At 44.6% G+C, this 21,369-nt stretch carries 17 protein-coding genes; 7 read left to right on the top strand and 10 right to left on the bottom strand.

The annotated features are described in order from the left end of the window. Positions 1 to 84 precede the first annotated feature (84 nt). A complete protein-coding gene (gene nagA / locus DB520_RS14400) occupies positions 85 to 1,272 on the top strand; it encodes an N-acetylglucosamine-6-phosphate deacetylase (RefSeq protein WP_114750423.1) in 1,188 nt (395 codons plus the stop codon). On the opposite strand, the gene DB520_RS14395 is transcribed toward nagA, so the two are convergent. Beyond that, entirely contained in the window at positions 1,264 to 2,265 is a 1,002-nt protein-coding gene (locus DB520_RS14395) for a Gfo/Idh/MocA family protein (RefSeq protein ID WP_114750422.1), read from the bottom strand. The genes nagA and DB520_RS14395 overlap by 9 nt on opposite strands. Before the next feature lie 372 nt (positions 2,266 to 2,637). Between DB520_RS14395 and DB520_RS14390 the strand changes: the two genes are divergently transcribed. The 3 genes from DB520_RS14390 (at position 2,638) to DB520_RS14380 (ending at position 5,501) form a co-directional block, all read left to right on the top strand. Beyond that, on the top strand, positions 2,638 to 4,035 hold the full coding sequence (locus tag DB520_RS14390) for a Gfo/Idh/MocA family protein (RefSeq protein ID WP_232834989.1): 1,398 nt from the start codon (positions 2,638 to 2,640) through the stop codon (positions 4,033 to 4,035). Positions 4,036 to 4,106: 71 nt separating this feature from the next. After that, positions 4,107 to 4,493, top strand: coding sequence for a VOC family protein (locus tag DB520_RS14385; RefSeq protein ID WP_114750420.1), 387 nt, complete (start codon positions 4,107 to 4,109; stop codon positions 4,491 to 4,493). Between the two features lie 3 nt (positions 4,494 to 4,496). After that, complete coding sequence (locus DB520_RS14380) at positions 4,497 to 5,501, top strand: nucleoside hydrolase (protein ID WP_114750419.1); 1,005 nt, start codon at positions 4,497 to 4,499, stop codon at positions 5,499 to 5,501. 135 nt (positions 5,502 to 5,636) lie between these two features. Here DB520_RS14380 and DB520_RS14375 read toward each other — a convergent pair whose 3' ends face one another. The 6 genes from DB520_RS14375 to DB520_RS14350 all read right to left on the bottom strand — a co-directional run bounded on the left by DB520_RS14375 (position 5,637) and on the right by DB520_RS14350 (position 14,619). Further along, on the bottom strand, positions 5,637 to 6,593 hold the full coding sequence (locus DB520_RS14375; RefSeq protein WP_232834988.1) for an aldo/keto reductase: 957 nt from the start codon (positions 6,591 to 6,593) through the stop codon (positions 5,637 to 5,639). A gap of 53 nt (positions 6,594 to 6,646) precedes the next feature. Further along, positions 6,647 to 7,789, bottom strand: a complete 1,143-nt coding sequence (locus DB520_RS14370) for an efflux RND transporter periplasmic adaptor subunit (protein ID WP_114750418.1) — start codon at positions 7,787 to 7,789, stop codon at positions 6,647 to 6,649. Continuing rightward, positions 7,776 to 10,922, bottom strand: a complete 3,147-nt coding sequence (locus tag DB520_RS14365; RefSeq protein WP_114750417.1) for an efflux RND transporter permease subunit — start codon at positions 10,920 to 10,922, stop codon at positions 7,776 to 7,778. Before DB520_RS14365 ends, DB520_RS14370 begins: the two co-directional genes overlap by 14 nt. Position 10,923: 1 nt before the next feature. Further along, entirely contained in the window at positions 10,924 to 12,303 is a 1,380-nt protein-coding gene (locus DB520_RS14360) for a TolC family protein (RefSeq protein WP_114750416.1), read from the bottom strand. A 184-nt stretch (positions 12,304 to 12,487) separates the two neighbouring features. After that, the gene (locus DB520_RS14355) at positions 12,488 to 13,261 is read right to left on the bottom strand and encodes a sulfite exporter TauE/SafE family protein (RefSeq protein WP_114750415.1); all 774 of its coding nucleotides are present in this window, start codon (positions 13,259 to 13,261) and stop codon (positions 12,488 to 12,490) included. A 95-nt stretch (positions 13,262 to 13,356) separates the two neighbouring features. Further along, on the bottom strand, positions 13,357 to 14,619 hold the full coding sequence (locus DB520_RS14350; RefSeq protein ID WP_232834987.1) for a hypothetical protein: 1,263 nt from the start codon (positions 14,617 to 14,619) through the stop codon (positions 13,357 to 13,359). 494 nt (positions 14,620 to 15,113) lie between these two features. Between DB520_RS14350 and DB520_RS14345 the strand changes: the two genes are divergently transcribed. From DB520_RS14345 to DB520_RS14335, 3 genes are read left to right on the top strand one after another with little or no spacing between them, the layout of a single operon-like run. Beyond that, on the top strand, positions 15,114 to 16,667 hold the full coding sequence (locus DB520_RS14345; protein ID WP_114750414.1) for a hypothetical protein: 1,554 nt from the start codon (positions 15,114 to 15,116) through the stop codon (positions 16,665 to 16,667). A 24-nt stretch (positions 16,668 to 16,691) separates the two neighbouring features. Continuing rightward, positions 16,692 to 17,552: a bile acid:sodium symporter family protein gene (locus tag DB520_RS14340; protein WP_114750413.1), complete on the top strand. Its 861-nt coding sequence runs from the start codon at positions 16,692 to 16,694 to the stop codon at positions 17,550 to 17,552. A 38-nt stretch (positions 17,553 to 17,590) separates the two neighbouring features. Continuing rightward, a complete protein-coding gene (locus tag DB520_RS14335; protein WP_114750412.1) occupies positions 17,591 to 18,739 on the top strand; it encodes a lactonase family protein in 1,149 nt (382 codons plus the stop codon). 130 nt (positions 18,740 to 18,869) lie between these two features. Here the strand turns inward: DB520_RS14335 and DB520_RS14330 are convergent, their stop codons facing one another. From DB520_RS14330 to ung, 3 genes are all read right to left on the bottom strand, one after another. Continuing rightward, positions 18,870 to 19,604, bottom strand: a complete 735-nt coding sequence (locus DB520_RS14330; RefSeq protein WP_114750411.1) for a hypothetical protein — start codon at positions 19,602 to 19,604, stop codon at positions 18,870 to 18,872. Between the two features lie 151 nt (positions 19,605 to 19,755). Next, entirely contained in the window at positions 19,756 to 20,592 is an 837-nt protein-coding gene (locus DB520_RS14325; RefSeq protein WP_114750410.1) for a helix-turn-helix domain-containing protein, read from the bottom strand. A 92-nt stretch (positions 20,593 to 20,684) separates the two neighbouring features. Then, on the bottom strand, positions 20,685 to 21,347 hold the full coding sequence (gene ung / locus DB520_RS14320) for a uracil-DNA glycosylase (RefSeq protein ID WP_114750409.1): 663 nt from the start codon (positions 21,345 to 21,347) through the stop codon (positions 20,685 to 20,687). Between the last annotated feature and the right edge of the window lie 22 nt (positions 21,348 to 21,369).

Raw genomic sequence — 21,369 nt, 5'->3', positions numbered from 1 at the left:
TCGAGCATGATGAGCACGTCACACACTAGGATGATTATAGACTACGAGATTCCATATGGCCTTTAAAAAACAAATTATAATCATATGAAAACCCAAATAATTAACGCAAAAGTAATTACCCCTTTCGAAATCATTCTCAATGCCAGCGTTTTAATTTTTGATGGGAAAATCCACGGCATCAATCGAAGGAATGAGAAACTGGAAGGGGTTGAAATATGGGATGCAGAAGGGAATTATCTGTCGCCAGGCTTTGTGGACATCCATGTACATGGTGGTGGAGGGTTTGATTTTATGGATGGTGAGGTGGATGGCTTTCTTAGCATCGCTTCCCTACATGCCAGTTATGGTACTACAGCCATGGTGCCTACCACCTTGACCAGTGAAAAGGAGCAGCTTATTCACACTTTGGATACCTACGAAAAAGCACTCCGGCAGAACCATGATGGAGCCTCATTTTTGGGCATGCACATAGAAGGGCCATACTTTGCAATGAACCAGCGGGGTGCGCAAGACCCCAGGTTTATTCGTGACCCAGATCCCGAGGAATACGAAGAAATTTTAAAGAGGTCTCATTTAATCGCCAGGTGGAGCGCCGCCCCGGAAAGGTCCGGAGCCATGGCTTTTGGAAGAAGGTTGAGGGAAAAGGGGGTGCTGCCTGCAATCGCCCATACCGATGCGGTATATGAGGACGTCATAGAGGCTCTGGCCAATGGGTACACCTTAAGTACCCATTTGTACTCTGGGATGTCGGGGGTTACCAGAAAAAATGCCTTTAGGTACGCTGGGGTTATTGAAAGTTCCCTTTTGTTGGACGAGTTAGATGTGGAGGTAATTGCGGATGGCGTTCATTTACCCTCACCGCTGTTAAAACTTATTTACAAAGTAAAGGGACCGGATAAGATTGCACTTATCACAGATGCCATGAGGGCCGCAGGCACAAATGTTACCTCAAGTATTTTGGGTCAAAAAGATACCGGTTTGCCCGTTTTGGTGGAAGATGGAGTAGCTAAACTTCCAGACAGAAGCTCCTTTGCGGGTAGTGTGGCAACAACAGACCGTTTGGTAAGGACTATGGTTCAACAGGGTGGTGTCCCATTGCTGGAGGCCGTCAAAATGGCAAGTCGTACCCCTGCACGAATTACAGGCGTGGGGCATAGGAAAGGTTCCTTATTGCCGGGGATGGATGCAGACTTGGTTGTTTTTGACGAAAACATCCAAGTCTGTGCTACATTTATTGAGGGCAAGCAGGTGTACAATAAGACCTTAAGCTAAGTCCACCCACCTTTTTTCCTTAGCAGCTTTGAAAATGGCCTCCAGCACCTTGGTGTTCCGGTAGGCATTTTCCAGGCTTACCGGTACATCGCCATCCTCTAAGATGGCCTTGGAGAAATCCTCTCCTTGTCGGGTGTATTGATTGCTGATGGGCATTCTAATTATCTCCACTTCATGGTGAAGGATGTCCCCATGGTGAAGGGGTAGCTCATTTGGCTCGTCGGAGGGAGCATTGAAAGGGATACGGACTTCCAGTGCCTTTTTATCCCCGAAAAACATCATCCTTTGATAGGGCATCAGTTGTGTGCTTATGGAAAAGTTCATTTGTACACTAGGGTATTGGATAAGCACCGCCCCCAGTCGGTCCGTGCCAAAGTTAGGGTCATAATCCAATAAAGCAGCAAGCCTTTCCGGCTCCTTTCCCAACACAAACCGGGAGGTAAAAACAGGGTAACAACCTATGTCCCAAACGCCCCCACCACCATTTTCGGAAATATTCCGGATATTGTCAGGCATTATGTTGTGATAGCTGAAAAACCCCTGAATACTTTTCAGGGTTCCCAGTTCTCCACTATTGACAATTTCCCTAGCTTTGATCCACTGCGGGTTTGAGGCCACCATAAAGGCTTCACCCACTTTTACTTTATGCTTATCTCTTGCCTTTATCAAGTCCAGGATCTCTTCGGATTTCAGTGCCAGGGGCTTTTCACATAAAACATGCTTACCAGCCTCTATGCATTTTTTGGTGTAAAACACGTGAAGGTCGTTGGGTAAGGGGTTGTAAACAGCATCTATTTCCGGGTCGTCAATTAGAGCTTCATAAGATCCATAATGAACGGGTATGCCCAATTCCTTTGCCGTAATTTCGGCTTTCTTTGCATCTCTTGAAGCAAGTCCATGAATAATATGGAGCTGACTTCCCTGCATGGCGGGGATTACTTTTTCCCTAGCGATTTTGGCTGCCCCAAGCACCCCCCATTTAATACTTTTCATAAAGATCAAGGTTTATTTTCAATGGTAAGTTGGTGAAATATTTCCCAAAATAATGGATTTAAACCATGAATACGGCCATTAGCCTTGTTTGTATTAAAACTAATTATAAATAACTTTAACTTGGATATTTCGCGTTCACGGTTTTTACGAAATAAACAATTGCTGAACTCCTATTTTTGGCAGAAAAAAGAATTTTTGGATTCATAAGTTAATTAATCGGTATAATATTTTAAATTGTTTTCTGTTTTTTCAATTTTTTCCTGATTATCAATTTTTGAAAAAAAGTAAATTCTCCCTATAATGCAATCGATTGCGCAAGACCTTGGGGTTTTGGGTATCCAAATAGACTCAACCGTTATTAATAAGCGTATTATGGAAAATAAATTTTCGAGAAGATCATTTCTATACTCGGTCAGTATGCTGGCAGCGGGTACGGCATTTGCCCCTCCACTTACGGGATTTGGCATGAACAGAAAACTTAGAGTTGCCTTAGTAGGCACCGGTGTAAGGGGAATTTCCTTCTGGGGAAAAAGATTGGTGGAACAATATCCTGAAATTCTGGAATTTGTGGGTCTAAGCGACATTAACCCTGGAAGACTTGAATTCGGTAAGCAGTATATGGGCGTGTCCTGTCCTACCTTTGTGGATTTTGACAAGATGATGCAGGAGGTCAAGCCTGACTTGTTGATAGTGACCACCAAGGACTCCACCCACCATGAGTTTATTATTAAAGGGCTGGATGCAGGTATCGATGTCCTTACTGAGAAACCATTAACCACTGATGAGAAGAAATGCCAGGAAATACTGGAAGCAGAAAAGCGTTCTGACAAAAAACTAATCGTAGGTTTTAACTACCGATGGAGCCCTTATATTACCAAAATCAAAGAACTGATCCAAACCAAGGAAGTAGGGGAGATTACCTCTGTGGATTTTCATTGGTATCTGAATATCCATCACGGGGCATCCTATTTCAGGAGATGGCACGGAGTGGCCGAAAATGGAGGTACACTGTGGGTACACAAAGCCACCCACCACTTTGACCTGCTCAATTGGTGGTTGGATTCCGACCCAGAGGAAGTGTTTGCCTATGGGGATTTGGAGCATTACGGCAGCAATGGGCCTTTCAGGGGGAAAAGTTGCAGGTCTTGTGAACACAAGTCGGATTGCAAGTATTACTGGGATGTCACCAAGAGCCAACATGACATGAACCTCTATGTAAAACATGAAGATCATGACGGATACATTCGGGATGGTTGTGTATATAGGCATGAAATAGATATCTTTGATAAAATGTCTGCCAATATCAAATATGCCAATAATGCGGTGGTTAACTATTCCCTTACTACCTATAGCCCTTACGAGGGATGGAAAATTGCATTCAATGGTCAAAACGGCAGGATAGATGCATGGTTGGACATACCGTTTATGAGTAAGGATAATTTGGACCAAGAGGCTCTACATGCAGCTGAAATGGACCAAACACCTGATGACATGAACCAAGAGCCATTGGTGGTTCATAAAAACTTCGAAGAGCCCAAAATCATTAATGTTTTAAGTGAAAGGGGAGGCCATGGTGGCGGTGACCGAAGGTTGCACGACAAAATATTCAAAAACCCTGATGCGGATGATCCTTTCAAGCATGCTGCAGGGCTCAGGGACGGGATTATGTCGGTTTTGATTGGCGTTGCTGCCAGAAACTCCATTGAAAGCAAGGGCCCAGTAAGAATCGAAAATCTTACTGAGATCAAACCCAGTGCAGATAGGTCCTAAACAAACCAAGAAAGCCTTCCACCCTCGAATAGAATTCTTGGGCGGAGGCTTTTTTATTCAAATCCTAGATTATGAAGATAGAACATTTTGCCTTAAACGTGACGCACCCGCAAGCCTTGTCAGATTGGTACGAAAAGCACTTGGGACTTCGGGTGGTGAGAAAGATGGCTGAGCCACCCTACATGACTTTCCTTGCGGATGACAGTGGAAAGGTAATGGTGGAACTTTACCATAATGACAAAGCCCCAGTTTTGGAATTTGAGAAAATGAATCCTTTAATGGTCCACTTAGCATTCGTATCAGAAAACCCCACGGCTGATCGGGATAGGTTGGTTGCAAATGGTGCGGAAGAAGTTTCTGACGACACCTTGCCGGATGGTTCTCGCTTGGTGATGCTTAGAGATCCATGGGGGATATGTATACAGCTCTGCAAGAGGGCAACCCCAATGCTAAGCTGAAAAATGACAGCCACCTTCCTCTCCAATTGTCTTAGAAAACCCCTTTCCCTGGTGGTTCTTGGGCTGATTATTTTGTTTTTTCCAAGCTATAGCCAGTCCCAGGGTATTAATGTAATCCTTGACACCGACATCGATTCAGACGTTGACGATGTGGGGGCTTTGGCAATGTTGCATACACTAGCGGACCACGGCAGAGTAGAAATCATGGGAGTGATTGTCACTAGTGACGATCCCTTCGCCCCGGGATGCACCAGTGCTATCAATCAGTATTTTGGGAGACCCGATATTCCCATTGGTGTAGAACCGGGAATTGCCCTTAACAACCACTCTAGGTACACCCGGCAAATTTCCCAAGAGTTCCCTGCGGCAATTTCCAGGTATGCGGAGGCGGAGGATGCTGTGCAGGTTTACAGAAGGCTTTTGGCAAATGCCCAAGATAGCAGCGTAGTGCTTATCAGCATCGGGCACCTTACCAATGTTGCCAGGCTTTTGGATTCCTCCCCGGATAGTTACAGTGATCTGAGTGGAGTAGAACTGGTGGCGAAAAAAGTAAAATTATGGTCTTGCATGGGAGGTCATTTCCCGGAAGGAAAAGAAGCAAATTTTTACCGACCTGATCCTGCCTCAACGGTCCACTCTGTGCAGAATTGGCCTGGCAGGGTGGTTTTTGCAGGATGGGAAATCGGTCAGGAAATTATTACTGGGGGGCTTTTTTTAAAGAATTACCTTCCTGAAGACAGTCCTTTGTGGAGGGCCTATGAACTTTATAACAATTTCTCCGGTAGGCAAAGCTGGGACCAGGCTTCCATTTTATATGCCGTATCTCCCGAGAAGGCCTATTGGGAATTAGAAGAGCGGGGCCAAGTAGTGGTGGCAGAGGATGGCTCCAACAAGTGGGAGCCAGGGGATACTAGCAATCAGGCATATCTTAAAGTCAATCACGCCCCGGAAGAATTAGCCAAGATTATTGATGCGTTGATGGTGGGGATTTATAGTGATGGGTTTTAATTGATTTGTCCAATGCCAATCATGGAAGTCTCTCCTACAAAAAGATGATGGGAGTGATCAGAAGTATTGCGGGAAGCAGTACTACTACATAGTTTCTCCTTGCCATTGAAGCTAAAAGTATTAGCTTTGAAAAGGTCAGGCTTCGATAATTTTCAACATTTTTTTCCTGGTAACTTCATCGGGCATTTTACCTACACCAGCCCCCATGTTGTCCACCAGGTGCCTGGGGTTTGATGTTCCGGGTATCACACAGGTCACGGCTTCGTTTCCCAACAGGTATTTCAAGAAAAATTGTCCCCAGGACTGTATGCCAAATTCCTCACACCATTCGGGAAGTTGCTTGTTTTTTACTTTTCCAAATAAGCTCCCCTGGGAGTAAGGCCTGTTGATGATGACTGCTACACCATGATCCTTGGCTGCAGGAAGCAGTCTTTTTTCGGCGTTTCTATCCACCATGGAGTAGTTTACCTGTATAAAGTCCACTAGGTTGGCAGTTACAATTTGCTCCAACTGCGGATGGGAGGAAGCCGTGTAGTGGGTAACCCCGATATATCGAATATGTCCTTCTTTTTTCCATGCTTCAAGTGTTTTCAGGTGTGTTTTGTAATCCACTAAATTATGCACCTGCATGAGGTCCATCCTCTTCCGATTCATTTTCTGCAAGGACTCCCTCATTTGACGGATACCTGCCTCCCGGCCGCTTGTCCAGACCTTGGTGGCATAGAAAAAATGATCCGGATACTCCATTTCCTGAGAGAGTTCTCCCACTACGCTTTCGGATTTTCCATACATTGGAGAGGAATCGATCACTTTGCCTCCTTTTTGGTACATTTGGCCCAAAACTTCCCTTAAAGGATCCCTGTCCTTAGCAGCACTTCCTACATCAAAGGTAATCCAAGTACCTAAGCCCACTACTGGGAGGTTTTCTCCAGAAGAAGGGATTTGCCTCTCCTTCAAGTTAGTTTTGGGGATATTGCTTTTTTTGGAAATAGGCCTATTCTCCCTGGACTGGGAGAAAGTCAGCCCATACCCTGCAATGCCAATTCCCGTGAGACCCGCCATACGTAACCATTTTCTTCTTGACTCTCTCATTTTCCAAGTTTATTTGTAAAATGAAGTTAATCAATATAAGAGGCATTCAAAAATCATGGTGCACTTATCTGGACGGTCTGGCCGGTTTGGATATTGTCTGGGGGAGAAAGCAGTAGCTGATCCCCCTCCCTTAAATTTCCAAATACTTCCACTTCGTCTTTATAGAGAAGCCCCCTACGTACAGAAACCCTTTCCGCTTGTTTTTCTACTACCCTTACAACAAACCTATCCTCAAGGTTACTTACCAGGGCAGAAGTAGGAATAATATAGGTGTTTTCTTTATGGTAGTTGAGATTGACCTGAGCAAAACTGCCACCCAATAAGGATAAATCCTGGTTAACAATGTCAGCTTCTATCATTTCGGTACGTGTTTGGGGCCTTAGTCCACCTGCTTGACGGGTGATGACCGCCTTGTGCATGGTACCAGGTCTTGTGTTGACCTCAAAATTCACACTGTCTCCTTGAAAATCCAAGCCGGCAAATGCTTCGGGTACGGGGATTTCAAGTCGTAGTTTTTGGGTCATTTCCAGACGAAACATGGGCTCCTTGTTTTCACTTCCTTGCTGGCTAATAAAGGTTCCGGTATGAACGTTTCTTTCAGTGATAACTCCATCAAACGGAGCCCTTATGGTCAGGTAAGCAGCCATTTGCTCACTGGCACGCAATAATGACCTACTAGCTTCTAATTGACTTTGAGCGGCCACGTACAAGGAGCTGTCCTCGCGCATTTTGTTACTTACCTGAAGCATATCCCCTTGGGATATGGCGCCTGGGGTTTGGGAAGTTTTAAGCATGCGTTCATAATGGTCCTTACTGGTTTCCCATAAGGCTTTTTGTTTTAACACCTCTCCTTCAGCTGCTTGGGAACCAGCCTTGGCCGCAGCCATTTCAGCAACTATTTCAGGTGCATCAATTTCTGCAAGCACTTCGTTTTTTTTCACCCTGCTTCCCCTGTCCACATTTACTTTTCTCACAAACCCACTAGCTTTAGGATAGATGTTTACTGCTTCAAAGGGCTTAAGCTCACCTGGCAAACTGAAATTTCCTGCTAGAGTGGATTTTTTCAAGGTGAAAACCTCGAAGCGTTCCTCTGTTTCTTGGGCAGTGGTTCCTCCGGAATCCCCGGAACCACAGGAAAAATGCAGCCAAGGGATGGCACAGATTAGTAGTAGTGGATAAGGCTTATTTATTTTCATAATAATTGCTTTGACTGTCATAAGGATCAAGGGAAACGGATGAGGTATTGGCATTTTTCATTAACAAGGAATAGGTGGCAGGCATCACCAAAAGGGTGGTGATAGTGGAAAACAACAATCCGCCAATCACTGCTATTCCCAAAGGAGCGGTTTGATCCCCGCCCAAGGCAAGTGGTATTAATCCCACGACCATAGAAATACTGGTCATTAAAATGGGGCGTATCCGACTTTCGGCAGCTTTTTGCGCAGCGGTATAAGCGCTTCCCTGTTCCTTTCTGCTTTTTTCCGCAAAAGTGGTGAAAAGGATGGCATTCGCTACAGACACACCCAAGGCCATAATCAATCCCATATAGGATTGAATATTGAGAGTGGCTCCAAAAAGAAGTAGAAAGCCAAGAGACCCAATTGCCACTGCCGGAAGGGTGGAAAGTGTGGAAAGGGCAGCCTTAAAGGACTGAAAGTTTATAGCAAGCATCAGAAAGATAACCAGGATAGCCACTATAATTCCTGTTTGCAGTTCGGAAAGGGTATCGTCCAAAAACTCCATTTGCCCCCTGATACTAAGATTGACCCCTCTAGGCCGCTCTCCGGCATTGGATATGGCCTTATTTAGGTCTCTTCTTGCATCCCCAATGGACTTTTCGTGAAGGTTGGCAGTTACAGAAACCATCCTCTGCTGATTCAACCGAGTTACCTCTCCAGGGGAATAAGTGGTGGTGATGGAGGCCACATCCCCCAATACGTTATTCGTCTGACCCCTCTGGGGCAAAAAGATATTGGCCAACTCCATTTCACTGTTCATTCGGTATTGAGGTATTTCCACCTGTACTTGATAAGAGTTTCCGGAGGATTCCTCCAGCCAATAAACGGGACGGGTAAACCTGGAGGAATTGGTGGCCGAAATCATGGATTTGCTTATATCAGCAGAGGAAAGTCCCAATTGCCCCGCCTTGATGCGGTCTATGGCTACTTCAAGGGTAGGATAATCCAAGGGTTGGGGGATTTGAATATCCCTTAGATAAGCTATTTTTTCCAGCTCTTTTTTTACTTTGTTGGCATATTCCCTAGTTTCTTTGATGTCCTTGCCAGTAAGGGAGATTTCGATGGGAGCATTGGCACCCATACTCATTACTTGATCCACAATGTCGGCAGGTTCAAAGGAAAGCTTGAGCGTTGGGAACTTCTCTTTGACACGGGCTCTTAAATTTTCCTTGAGTGCCTCCACTTTTATGCCTGAACCATCTCTCAACTTTACAGTCATGGTGGCAACTTGAGGGCCACTGTTCCAAATATACGTGGTAGAGGCTGGGTAAGCCGATGGAATTATCCCCACATAACCCGAGCTGATTTCCACATTTTCTCTACCCACCAGGTCATAGAGTTCCTGGAATACTTCCTGGGTAATCTGTTCGGTTTTTTCAATTCTTGTACCTTCTTTAGCAGTAAGCCGCATTTGGAATTGGCCGGCATCCACCTTAGGGAAGATTTCGGTTCCAATTAGAAGGTAAAGTCCCACAGTTCCTGCTATTCCGATTAAAAAGTATAGGGCCACCAGTATTTTACTTTTTTGCAGGTTGGTGTTCAAGATTCTTTTATAGCGTTCCAGAAAGCGCATAAACTTTCCCGAAGTCTGTTTTTCCGCCAGGGTCTTGAGCTTTTCTTCCTTAAGCAGCCAATTTCCCATAACAGGTACAAAAGATTGGGAAAGCAAAAAGGAGGCGATCATGGCAAAACCAACCGCCAATGAGAGGGGCACAAACATGGATCTTGGCACCCCGGACATAAAGAAAGAGGGTACAAACACGGCCAGGATACTAAAAACTATAAGTAATTTAGGAATCACGATTTCCCTGGTGCCATCAATAATTGCCTTGGCTTTACTTTTCCCCATTTCAAGGTGCCTAAATACATTTTCCATGGTCACGGTGGCCTCATCCACCAATACCCCAATGGATAATGCCAATCCCACCAGGGTCATAATATTGAGCGTCTGACCAGAAAGATTTAAAAACACGGTGGAGGTCAATAAGGCTAGTGGGATGGTCATTACCACAATCAATCCACTTCTCCAGTCCCCCAAAAACAAGATCACCATGGTACCTGTCAGGATAGCTGCAATAAGTGCCTCTATACCGATATTTCTCAATGATCGGATCACATACCCGGACTGGTCAAAAGCAAAATCTATGTTTATATCCTCTGGAACAGCCTCTCGCATCCTGGGTAATGCATTTTTTACATTTTTTACTACGGTCCAGGTGGATGCATCTGCTCTTTTGGTAACGGGTATGTAGACAGAACGCTTACCGTTAACCAAAGCATAACCTGTGGTGATGTCTGCACTGTTTTTTACTTCTGCCAGGTCTTTGAGGTATACCGAAGGCCCATGGTTGAGGTGGATAGGGATGTTTTCCAGTTCTTGGTAATCCTTTACCACCGAGTTGGGTTTGGTGAGGTACTCTGTGTCGTTTATCCTTATACTCCCAGAGGGGGTGAGCAAATTTCCCTGAGCCAAGGCTTCTACCACATCCTCAGTGGATAGCCGATAGCTCTTCAATTTTTCGGGATCGATGTCAATGACAATAGATCTTTGGTTTCCTCCGACAGGAGGGGGGGAGGAAACTCCTGGCAGGGAAGAAAACATGGGCCTGACCCACTTTACTGCCTGGTCTTGGATTTCAGGAAGGCTTCGGGAGTCACTACTGAAAACCAATTGGCCTACAGGGACATTGCCAGCATCGTATCTCACCACAAAAGGAGCAATTGTGCCTGGAGGCATTTTACCGCCGGCACGATTTACCTGGGCAACTACCTGAGCCATGGATTCGGCCATGTCCGTACCCTCATGAAACTCCAGTTTTATGAGGGACATTCCCTGAATAGAGCGGGATTCCATATTACTGATCCCGGTAATGTAGATGAAATGCTGTTCATAGATGGAGCTTAGGTACCCCTCCATCTGTTCCGGCGACATCCCCCCATAAGGTTGGGCCACGTAGATAGTAGGTATCCCTACCTTGGGGAATATATCTATGGGCATGGTTTGAATGGTCAGGAAAGAGAAAAACCCTAAAGCCAACATGATGACCATGACGGATATGGGTTTTCTAAGTGATGCTTTTATCAGCTCCATATTAATTCAGGAATTGGATGAAGAGTTCTAAATTGCCATTAACTGCCGCATAGTAGAGCAATGCTTTCCACATTTCTGAGCGGATTTGGATATCCTCTGCCTCTGCGGAAGCCAGGTCAAATTGTCCTTGAAGCAATTCACTCAAATTGATCAGGCCAGCATCATAGCGTGCCTGCAGGGCTTGGTAGACAAAATCAGCATCCTGTACATAATCGGGACTTAGCTGGGCCGCCTCCATGGCGTTTTCTAAAGTAGCCATGGCAATGGCCATTTCTTTGTCGATGGCTAATTCCACTTGTCTTTCATAGGCCTCAGAGGCCGCCACCTTATAGGCCTGCTTTCGCACTTGATGCCTGTTTTGGGCAAACTGAAGCAGTGGGAAGCTGATCTGAAACCCCAGGCCATAATTATACCTGGAAAAACTCAACCCGTCCTCCGGCCGGTCAAAAGTGCCGTCAAAGTTGATGGCCGATCCTCTTGCGAACCCTGTACCCCAAATCAGGAAATCAGGAAGGATATCCCGGGAAAAACGGGTTTTTTCGGCTTGCGCAAAAGCGGTATTTTGTTGTTGCCTTGCCAATAAAGGGTGTAAATGGGAAGGCTGATGAGGAAAAACACGGATGACTTCCTCTAACCCGGGATCGGTGGTTTGTTGCCAATCTTCGGTGCCCAAAAGTTCCTTTACCCGCTCGGCTTTTGAGATGGTTTCATTTTTGGCTTTCAATACAGCAATCGATGATTTTGCCCTTAGGGTGCGGTATTGTGCCGAGTCTACCCCGGGCCTAATACCGTTCAAGACCAGTGACCTGGACAGTTTCAGGTTAAAGGTATACCGCTCCAGGTCTTTTTCTAAAGCCACTTGCCGGGATTTAGCTTCCCAAAATTCCAGATAAGCCTGTACAAACCTGATTTGGTGCTCAAATTCAGTTAATTCTTGGTTGGCATCAGTAAGGGCTTGCCCTTCACGGGCGGATTGTATCCTACTGCTTCTTTTACCAAAAGTGATAGGGGACCAATGCATTAGCAGGGCAGCTGCACTTCCATACACCATATCATTGGTATTTTCAATGGAGGGAGGCCCACTTATCGGCATGACTTGGCCTGGTAAAAACATTCCAGTAATGTTGTTGGAGGTGGCATAGTTTGCCTGGTAGGAGGCATTGAGTTTTGGGACGAAGTCTGTTCGCTCATAAGCGACTTGGCTTTTGGCAGCCTCGGATTCCAGCCTTTTTGCCTCCAGTTCCGGATAATGCTCGAGGCTGATCTCCAACAATTCCTTTAGGGAAACCTGGGCTAATCCCTCCAATATAGGAAAGGTTCCTAGCCAGGCGATCAATAAAAGGCGGCGGAGAAGGAAAGGTTTTGGGTTAGTTTGTATCATGTTTTAAAGGTAAATTTTAGCAGTCACACCTTCCTGTCGTCAGGCATGCGCAATCATGCATCTCCCCGGTAGCCCCAATGGCCCCCATAACTATCGGGGGGGCATCCCAGTATTTTTCGCCTGTGTCATACCTGCCTGTCCGGTAGGCAGGCTCGATTTCATATCTTTGAGTAATCATCTTTGCTTATATCCATCCCAACCCAAGAGCCACAGCAATGAGTAGCAGCATGATGGCTACTAGTTTTTGGACAAATGGAAGGGTTACTTTTTTTAATAGTTTACTTCCCAAGTAGGCACCGGAAAATGCTGCAAGGGTAGATGTTGCCAGCAAGGGTATATTATCTTGCAAACCTGAGGAGATAAACCGGGTTGCATAAACGGAAATTCTCGTAAAATCGATAAAGCTGGATATCACAACAGAGGTTGCGATAAATGTGCTTTTGGATAGACCTGCTTTTATGAGGAATGCGGACCTTAAGGCTCCCTGGTGACCAGAAATACCTCCAAAAAATCCAGAAAGCATTCCCCCTACTGGCAAATGCTTTGACTTGATATTTAGGGAATGTAATTTGGGGATGAGGTCTAGGAATGCAAAAACTACAAGTAGTAGGGAAATGACAAATTTCAATGGGCTGACTTCAAATGTTCGCCCCCAAAATTCATAGCTAAATAGAGCTGGCAAATCTGTAAGAAGAAGTAGTAACCCGGCTCCCAGGAATGCCGCCAAAACCGCTGGTATTCCAAATCGAATCAGGATGGATTTGTCAGCAAGCATACCCACCAAATAAAGTTTGAAGAGATTGTTCAAAAAGTGCACTACCCCAGTAAGCGCAATGGAAAGATCCACTGGAAAGAATAGGATAAAGGCAGGGGTAAGAATTGTACCTAATCCGAAACCGGAAAAGAAGGTGAGAATGGAGGCGAGAAACGCCACAATACCTATTACGATGTAGTCCATAACCTAATACCCCAAATTTAATGGGTTACCTAAGGTAGGTTATGGTACTTTTAGAAAGAAAAATGGTGATTTTATAAACGGTACTGTTATTACTCTCAAGTACCCACTATTCCATGGATGTCGATATAATACATCTGCCTGCTACCTTCATGGGTACTGTCAAAGAATACACGCTGTCCAGTCTGGTCACATCTCGGGTGCAAGTCGCAGCGCCACTCCCCGAAATAGGATTCAGGAGAATAGAATTTTCCGAGGATTACTTGTTTTTTGGTGGGGATATGGTAGAGGTAAAGTGTTATTTTCCTGTCCTTGTTGGGGTAAGTATCATTTAAGACCCATTCCTTGTTGGTATTTGGCACATAGGTGTTGTGCCCATTTCCTGTCATGGTTTCTTTTCCGATTATGTGCATGTTTTCTGATTGGTCCTCCAATAGCCAAAACCCCGTTTCTTTGCCTAGGGGTTTGGTCCAAACGAAAATATGTTTGGGATCTCTCCATACAAAATGGGAGCTGTTGCCGGAAGGATCGGCAACGTAGCGGTTCCTTCCATCAGCGTCTACTGTGATCATCCGGGTCACAAAGCCTGTCCTGGCCATCACCTGCGGTTCCAAAAGCTCAGGCCTCCACCTGTGGAGAAACAGTAAGCGCTTACTATCAGGACTTACCAATAGGTGGTTGAACCAATGCCAATTGTCTGAAACGTCCTCTCCCAAATGATCCATCTCTGCCATATCGGCTATACTCAGCAATTGCTGGTGATCACCACTCTGTAAGTCCATTTTATAGAGTCCAATTTCTTCCGGGGCCTTTGTAGCTTTGAAGGGGTCAGGTATGCCCACATAGCCATATCCTGGCCTGAGGTTCTGGATACGATTGAATGCAGTGCCAATGGCAAATTTTCCGTTTGGGGCCAAGGCATAAATAGGTTTGGGCAAGGTTCGCTCTTCCCCAGTTTTCACATTGTGGATGCGACTTATGTGGTCGCTACCTTCTCTATCATTCCAAATTACTTCCGTATTAGATCCTGGTATCCATTGCAACATACAGGATTGTTGCCATCCCCAAGCACTGGAATTACCTAATTTGGTCCACTTATTTTCCCTTTCAAGGTCGATTAACCCAATTTCTAGGGTGTCTTTCGCCTGTGGGGACCTTCCTTCAAAACCCACCTTGCATCCAAGGGCATACCTGCCACTGGGATCCACTTGAAACTTATCGTAATATCCGAACCAATAGGCGGAAGCCCCATCGGTAATTTTTTTGGGTACCGGCACACCTTGGTGGGGAATCCACATGGGTGAGGTAGCCAATCCCAATCCCATTCCAAGGGATTGGCGGATAAATTTTCTTCTCTTCATACGATTATAATTTGCTTTTTAAAGGCCATATCTGACTGCCTGCCCCATCCAGTAGCTATCGGGATCGGGGAACTTGGTTCGGGAGAATCTCGCAACTCCCTGATAGCCCAGTAGCTATACGGGGTGGCATCCCCGTGTGACGTGCTCCTCATGCCCTGCTTGTCCGGTAGGCAGGCTCGATATCATACGTTCTTTTATTAATTGATTTATAGCGGCCATAACTTGGCAGGTGATGAATGTCTCGTCCTGCGTTTTACTCGATATCGTCCTTGTTGAATTATTTGAAAGTAGATTACACAATTTGGGAGGAGTTTGGACTTCTCTAATCAATGACCCAATAGACAGAATTCCCCATCGATTGATTAGGTAGGGGTAAAGACTGAAATAGGATTTACTAAATTAGTCCAAAAATAACAAAAGTAAATTTTGGTGAAATAAAAAAGCCTAAAAATGTAAAAACCCCTTATATTGTGTCATTTTAAATCACAACTGTTATGATAAGGGGAGTAAAAATTGCCTTGGTGGTATTGGGGTTGTTAGTTTTGGTTTTTATTACTTATTCCTGGCTTCAATTGAGGGACAGACACCCCGGGTATAAGTTGGATCTGGAATTAAAAGGAGAAAGGGAGGGAGAGATGAAAGCCGGATTTGCGAAGGTTGACATTACCCCTAGCTCTTTCGACACTTGGATGGATGTGGAAGGAAACGCAAGGTATCTCCCCTCTGAAGGGGATACGTTTAATGACTTGAACGGAAACGGTGTTTTTGATGCCGTCTGGCTAGCGGGGTTTCATCAAAACAGGCCTGCCTCCGGGGTAAATGATCCCCTATGGAGCAGGTGTATGGTTCTTCAGGACGGAAATTCTACCATTGGGTTTTGTGTGTTGGATATGATTGGGTTTTTGCATGATGACCTTATCACCATGCGTAAAAGGGTTCAGCAAAAACTCGGCTTGGACCATCTTATCATTTCTAGCACCCATGTGCATTCTTCCCCTGATTTGATGGGAATGTGGGGGCCAAAGCCATGGAAAAGCGGGGTAGATCCAAATTATTTGGAGCAGGTTTTTCAAGGGATAGAAACCTCTTTGGCACTTGCGCTGGAGAATCTCGAACCGGCTTATTTTAGATTTGCCAAGAATGGGTCGGAGGCATTACCCTTGGTAGGTGACACCCGTATGCCTCAGGTATTTGATGCTGGCATCAGAGTGATGCAAGTGTTATCGGTTGATTCTAATAAGACTTTGGGCAGTATCTTGAACTGGGGGAACCATCCCGAGACGTTTTGGGCAGGCAATACAAGAATTAGCTCTGATTTCCCCCATTATTGGCGGGAATATATGGAAAACGGCATCCAACTTGGGGACTCCATTATTCATGAGGGCTTGGGAGGTGTAGCAATCTTCATGAATGGAGCCGTGGGTGGGTTGATGACCACTAGGCCAGACCATCCTATTGTCCACCCTTATAAAGGAGATACCTTGTTGGGAACCAGTGTGGAAAAGGTGAATGCCCAGGGCTTGGCATTGGCAAAGATATCTTTTGAAGCCATGGCAAGTGGAATGGTGGAAACCAGAAAAGCCAATATATCGCTTTTTACCAAAACTGTAACATTGCCTTTGGACAATCCCCTATTTCGATTAGCTGCCTTGGTAGGGATATTTGACAGAGGGCTTACAGGCTGGGGAAAAATAAGGTCAGAAGTAGCCGTTTGGTCCCTTGGCCCTGCGACTTTTGTACATGTACCCGGTGAATTGTACCCGGAGATTTTAAATGGAGGAATAGAGTCACCTGAAGGAGCTGACTACGATATTAAACCTGTAGAAGTACCGGATATAAGGTCACAAATGCCGGGAAGCTTTAGGTTTTTTTCCGGTATGTCTAATGATATGATTGGCTATATTGTTCCAAAGAGCCAATGGGATGAAAAACCCCCATATACCTATGGAAATGAAAAGGCTCCCTATGGCGAAGTTAATTCCCTGGGTCCAGAAACTGCCCCGATTATACATAGGGAGGTACTTGGATTGCTCCAAAGGTTAAAATAATTTTACTCTTAAACCTGAATAACCATGGAACAAAGCGTGTTGACAGCGGTATTTTTACCCTTGGCTTTGGCATTTATTATGTTGGGGATGGGGCTCACCCTTTCCTTAAAGGACTTTAAGAACGTGATTATTTACCCAAAAGCCATGATTTTGGGATTGATTAACCAATTACTCCTTTTGCCGCTATTTGGATTTTTTCTGGTTTATGTTTTCAATTTGGAAGGTGCCATGGCGGTGGGTATTATGATACTGGCTGCCTGTCCCGGGGGACCCACCTCCAACCTGATCACCCACCTTTCCAAGGGGGATACAGCACTTTCTATTAGCCTTACCGCCATTAGTTCATTTGTTACCATCCTAAGTATTCCCCTAATTGTGAATTTGGCGATTGTTCATTTTGGAGAGGAGGGAAGTGTAACTCTTCCGGTGGGGGAAACTATCCTTCAGATCATGGGAGTGACCCTTATCCCGGTTTCCATAGGCATGTTTCTAAAAAGTAGGTTGCCTATCCTCTCCCGGAAAGCCGACCGCCCAGTACGGATAGCCTCTGCTGTTTTCTTTTCATTAATTGTATTTGCGGCTATTTTTAAGGAAAGGGAAAACCTTGTCAGCTTTTTCCAGCTTGCTGGTCCAGCCACATTGACACTCAATCTGACGACTTTGTTGTTGGGGTATTTATTTGCCAAGGTGTTTTTGCTGAACAAGCGACAGCAGATTTGTATTGCCGTGGAGTCTGGAATTCAAAATGGAACCCTTGGGATCATGGTTGCAGCCACCTTGCTGAACAACTCAGCTATGACCATTCCTGTAGCCATATACAGTTTAATCATGTTTATTACTGCAGCTTTTGTTATTTTTATTGCAAACAAAGCTCATAAAGGTTAGTTTTAAAGGTGACACTATAAAATCCCTTTATATCCCCTATGCGACTTTTGATTATCCTTTTGTCCTTTCCCTTCCTATTTACTGTAGTATCTGCTCAGACTTTAAATAAGGAAATTTGGTATGTTGGGACTTTCGGTGGAGAGGACAGTGAGGGGGTATATGTGGTTTCCTTTGATCGTCATTTCATGACATTGGAGTTGATACAGACTGTGGATGACAAACTTAATCCTAGCTTTATTGCCCTGCATCCCAGCAACGAGTTTCTCTATGTAGCTGCTAGGGAAGGAATGGAAGATGGGGATGAAAATGGCAGCATAATTACTTATAAAATTAATTCCCTGACAGGAAGCCTATCAAAAATCAACGAAGTGTCCTCCATGGGGGAAAGCCCTTGTCATATTAGCGTCGATCCAGATGGGGATGTTGTTTTTGTGTCAAATTACCAAGGAGGAAATGTTGCGAGTTACAAGGTTAGGGAAGACGGGGGCTTACACAGAGCTTCCTCGGTAATACAGCATGAAGGAAGCAGTGTTCATCCCGAACGACAGCAAAAACCACACGCTCATTCTATGATCAGCTCTCCGGATGGGAAGTTTGTTTATGCCTCTGACCTGGGGCTGGACAAGATCCTGATCTATGAAGTGGATGACAGGACCGGTTCCATTGAGCCGACAAGAAGGAAGTCGGTGAAAAGTCAACCTGGTGCAGGCCCAAGACATTTTGTTTTTCACCCCACTATACCGGTTGCTTATTCTGTGGAGGAACTCAGCAGCACAGTGGCCAAATATAGCTTTAATGCCAGAAATGGCAGCCTTAAGGCAAGCGGTAGACTGGAAATGCTGTCGCCATCCCTTCCTAAGGAGGGTAGTACTGCTGCGGATATTCACTTGTCTGTGGATGGCAAATGGTTATATGCCTCAAATAGGGGACAGGATAATATGGCGATCTTTCAGGTGAACCCATTGAATGGTGACTTGACCAATACCGGTCATATCAGTACTGAAGGGAGTCACCCCAGGAATTTTTGCGTGGATAGCAGGGGGGAATTCCTATACATTGCCAATATGCATAGCAACCAAATTTCCGTGTTCCATCAAGATGACATCTCCGGGCAACTTGAATATGCAAACGAGAGTTTCGAAATACCCAGTCCCTCTTGTGTGGTTCAGCTATTTCTTGGAGAATAATCGATTTTTAGTGCGGGATGGAAAACAAACCTCTGAGAGAGGAAGAAATTTTTTCGATAAAGTCTAAAACTGGCCATGATACCTTATCAAAGAAATCCAATCCAACCATTCTAAAAAGCGGACTTAGATATTATTTTGTTCTTTTAGGCCTCCAATTATCCGTATTAAAACCAAATCCAATAAAGATACCAGTGTAGGAGGATAGGCTATTGCCCATTACCTCAACCATGGGCTCCCCTGGAATAGTACTGACCTGAGAATATTCGTCGGTTTCCATTAAACCTTGGTGATGTCTTATTCCCATTACAAAGTAGTTTCTACTTGGAAAATACCTTTTTGCACCGAGTTCGGCTCTTAATCCCAACCCTATTGGATTAGGGGAACTGGAAGTTCGTTCGAAATAGGGAAAAACACTTTCTGGAAGTGGATTAGGGTCCCTCATTTCTATTGGCAACAGGGAGATGCCCACGGAAGGTTGGAAAAAAAAGCCCCAGCTTTTGAAATCATTCGTATATCTAGCACCCAAGGCAAAGGTAGGGAGTTCGTAAAAAGCAGGTCCCACGTGCTGCATGCCTTCTCCTGCCGTTCCTTGAGCGTTTTCTATAGCAATAGATCTAGCAAACATTTCTGCCTGAATACTAAGCTGCCAATTGGGAGAAATCCTGGGAAGGAAATTGACCCCACCGTGTAGGGTTAACTTTTGATAAGGTTGATGGGGAGAGCTAAGGTCGGAAGGTTGATTTTCGAAGCTCATGTACGTAAAGGTTGGTCCCCCGTAAATTTCAATATTTAACCTATCCTGTCCGTAAATGGAATTTACCGAAAACAACAAAATAAGGAGGAATATAAGTGTATTTTTTTTCATTTTTATCGGTGTTTCAGGATGTTTTTATTTCAGTAATTTAAAAAAAATATAACTAAATTAAAATTAATGTTGTATTTAATAAAACAGGTATTACTATTTATCGGTAAAACCAAAAACGATAGCTGCCTTTTTCTAAGAGGGTAATTTTTAACTATCCCAAATAATTCTGCCTAAACTGGTAAGGGGTTTGGCCTGTGTGTTTTTTGAAGAATTTCACAAAATAGGAAGCATCGTTAAATCCTAAGAAGTCAGCCAATTCATTGAGCGTCATGTCCGTGTGAAGGATATTTCTTTTGGCCTCCAATAATAATTGGGAGGTCACATGCTGGCTGGTACTTCTATTGCCGTGTTTTTTGCAGATCGCATTAAGGTTCTGAACACTAGTTCCAAGTTTTTCCGCAAAATCCCCAACATTCAAGTTTTTTCCATTTCCCATTTCATTCAGGAGTTCTGTGAATTTTTGGTAAATGGCGGATGGAGTTTGGCCTATTGCTCCATTTAGTTTTTGCTGGGGGCTAAATTTTAATAGAAGGGCGAATAAGGTTCGAAGGTGACCCAAAATGATTTCACTAGCATAGGGTGTGGGGTGTTCATACTCATGGAGCATCCCCTGGAAGGTGGGCTCGAGGTCGAAGTTGCCTGGCAAGGAAATCCTAGTAACTGCTTTAAGTTGGTGGATCAATCCAAGTAGGGGAGCCTCTCTTATTGGGTCTAACATGGAGTCCCTAAAGAGCAAAACATATCCTTTTGGAATATCCGTGAACTGCCAGCAATGCATCTGGTCGGGTTTCATGAAATATAAATCCGGGGGGGAAAGCCGAAAATGCTGGCTTTCTATCCAGTGAAACCCTTCACCCTGACTCAAAAAGATCAATTCATAGTACCCGCCATGTTTATGAGGTTTGGTTCTTTTTATGGCGGGTTTAAAGGTAGATACTTTAAATACCTTTTCTTTAAGTTTATCTTTAGTCAGAATTTTTTCTTCCATAATCCCTTAATAACCTAACAAATATGGCCAATGTTCACCAGAATAACTATACATTTGGGAATAAAGGCCCGAAAACCCAAAACCTTAATGCCTCACCATTGAATGGGAGTTAATCCTCGGCTTTCCAAGTAGGCATTGGCTTTACTGAAATGCCTACAGCCAAAGAAGCCCCTGTGTGAGGACAGCGGACTGGGATGGGGAGCCTTAAGCTTCAGGTGTTTGTCGTCTTGTATAATGGATGCCTTTTTTTGGGCATATGCCCCCCATAGCATAAATACCAATCCTTCATTCTGCTCAGAGAGGATTTTAATCACTGCATCTGTAAATTGTTCCCAACCATGGTTTTGGTGGCTGCCTGCCATATGGGCTTGGACAGTGAGTGTGGCATTAAGCAACAGAACCCCTTGTCTTGCCCATCTTTCCAGGTTGCCGTTGGAAGGGATGGGTAAATCCAGATCGGATTTCAATTCCTTGAAAATATTAAGTAGGGAGGGGGGGAAAGGGGTTCCCTCTCTCACAGAAAAAGAAAGCCCGTGGGCTTGACCAGGACCATGGTAAGGGTCTTGCCCCAAGACCACAACCTTTGTGGCAGGAAGAGGACATTTGTCAAATGCATTGAATATTTCTTTACCCTGGGGGAATACGGTGTGCTTTTTATAAGCAGATTTCACAAATTGCGCAAGCTGGTGAAAATAGGGTTTATTAAATTCCTCCGCCAAGGCTAATTTCCAGCTTTTTTCTATGTTTACCTCCATTTAAGTAAATAGTATTGGATAT

It is taken from the genome of Pleomorphovibrio marinus (assembly GCF_003347495.1).
In the GTDB taxonomy this organism is placed as follows: domain Bacteria; phylum Bacteroidota; class Bacteroidia; order Cytophagales; family Cyclobacteriaceae; genus Pleomorphovibrio; species Pleomorphovibrio marinus.
The sequence above is the reverse complement of the archived record's forward strand: the minus strand, read 5'-3'. Positions and strand labels throughout refer to the sequence as shown.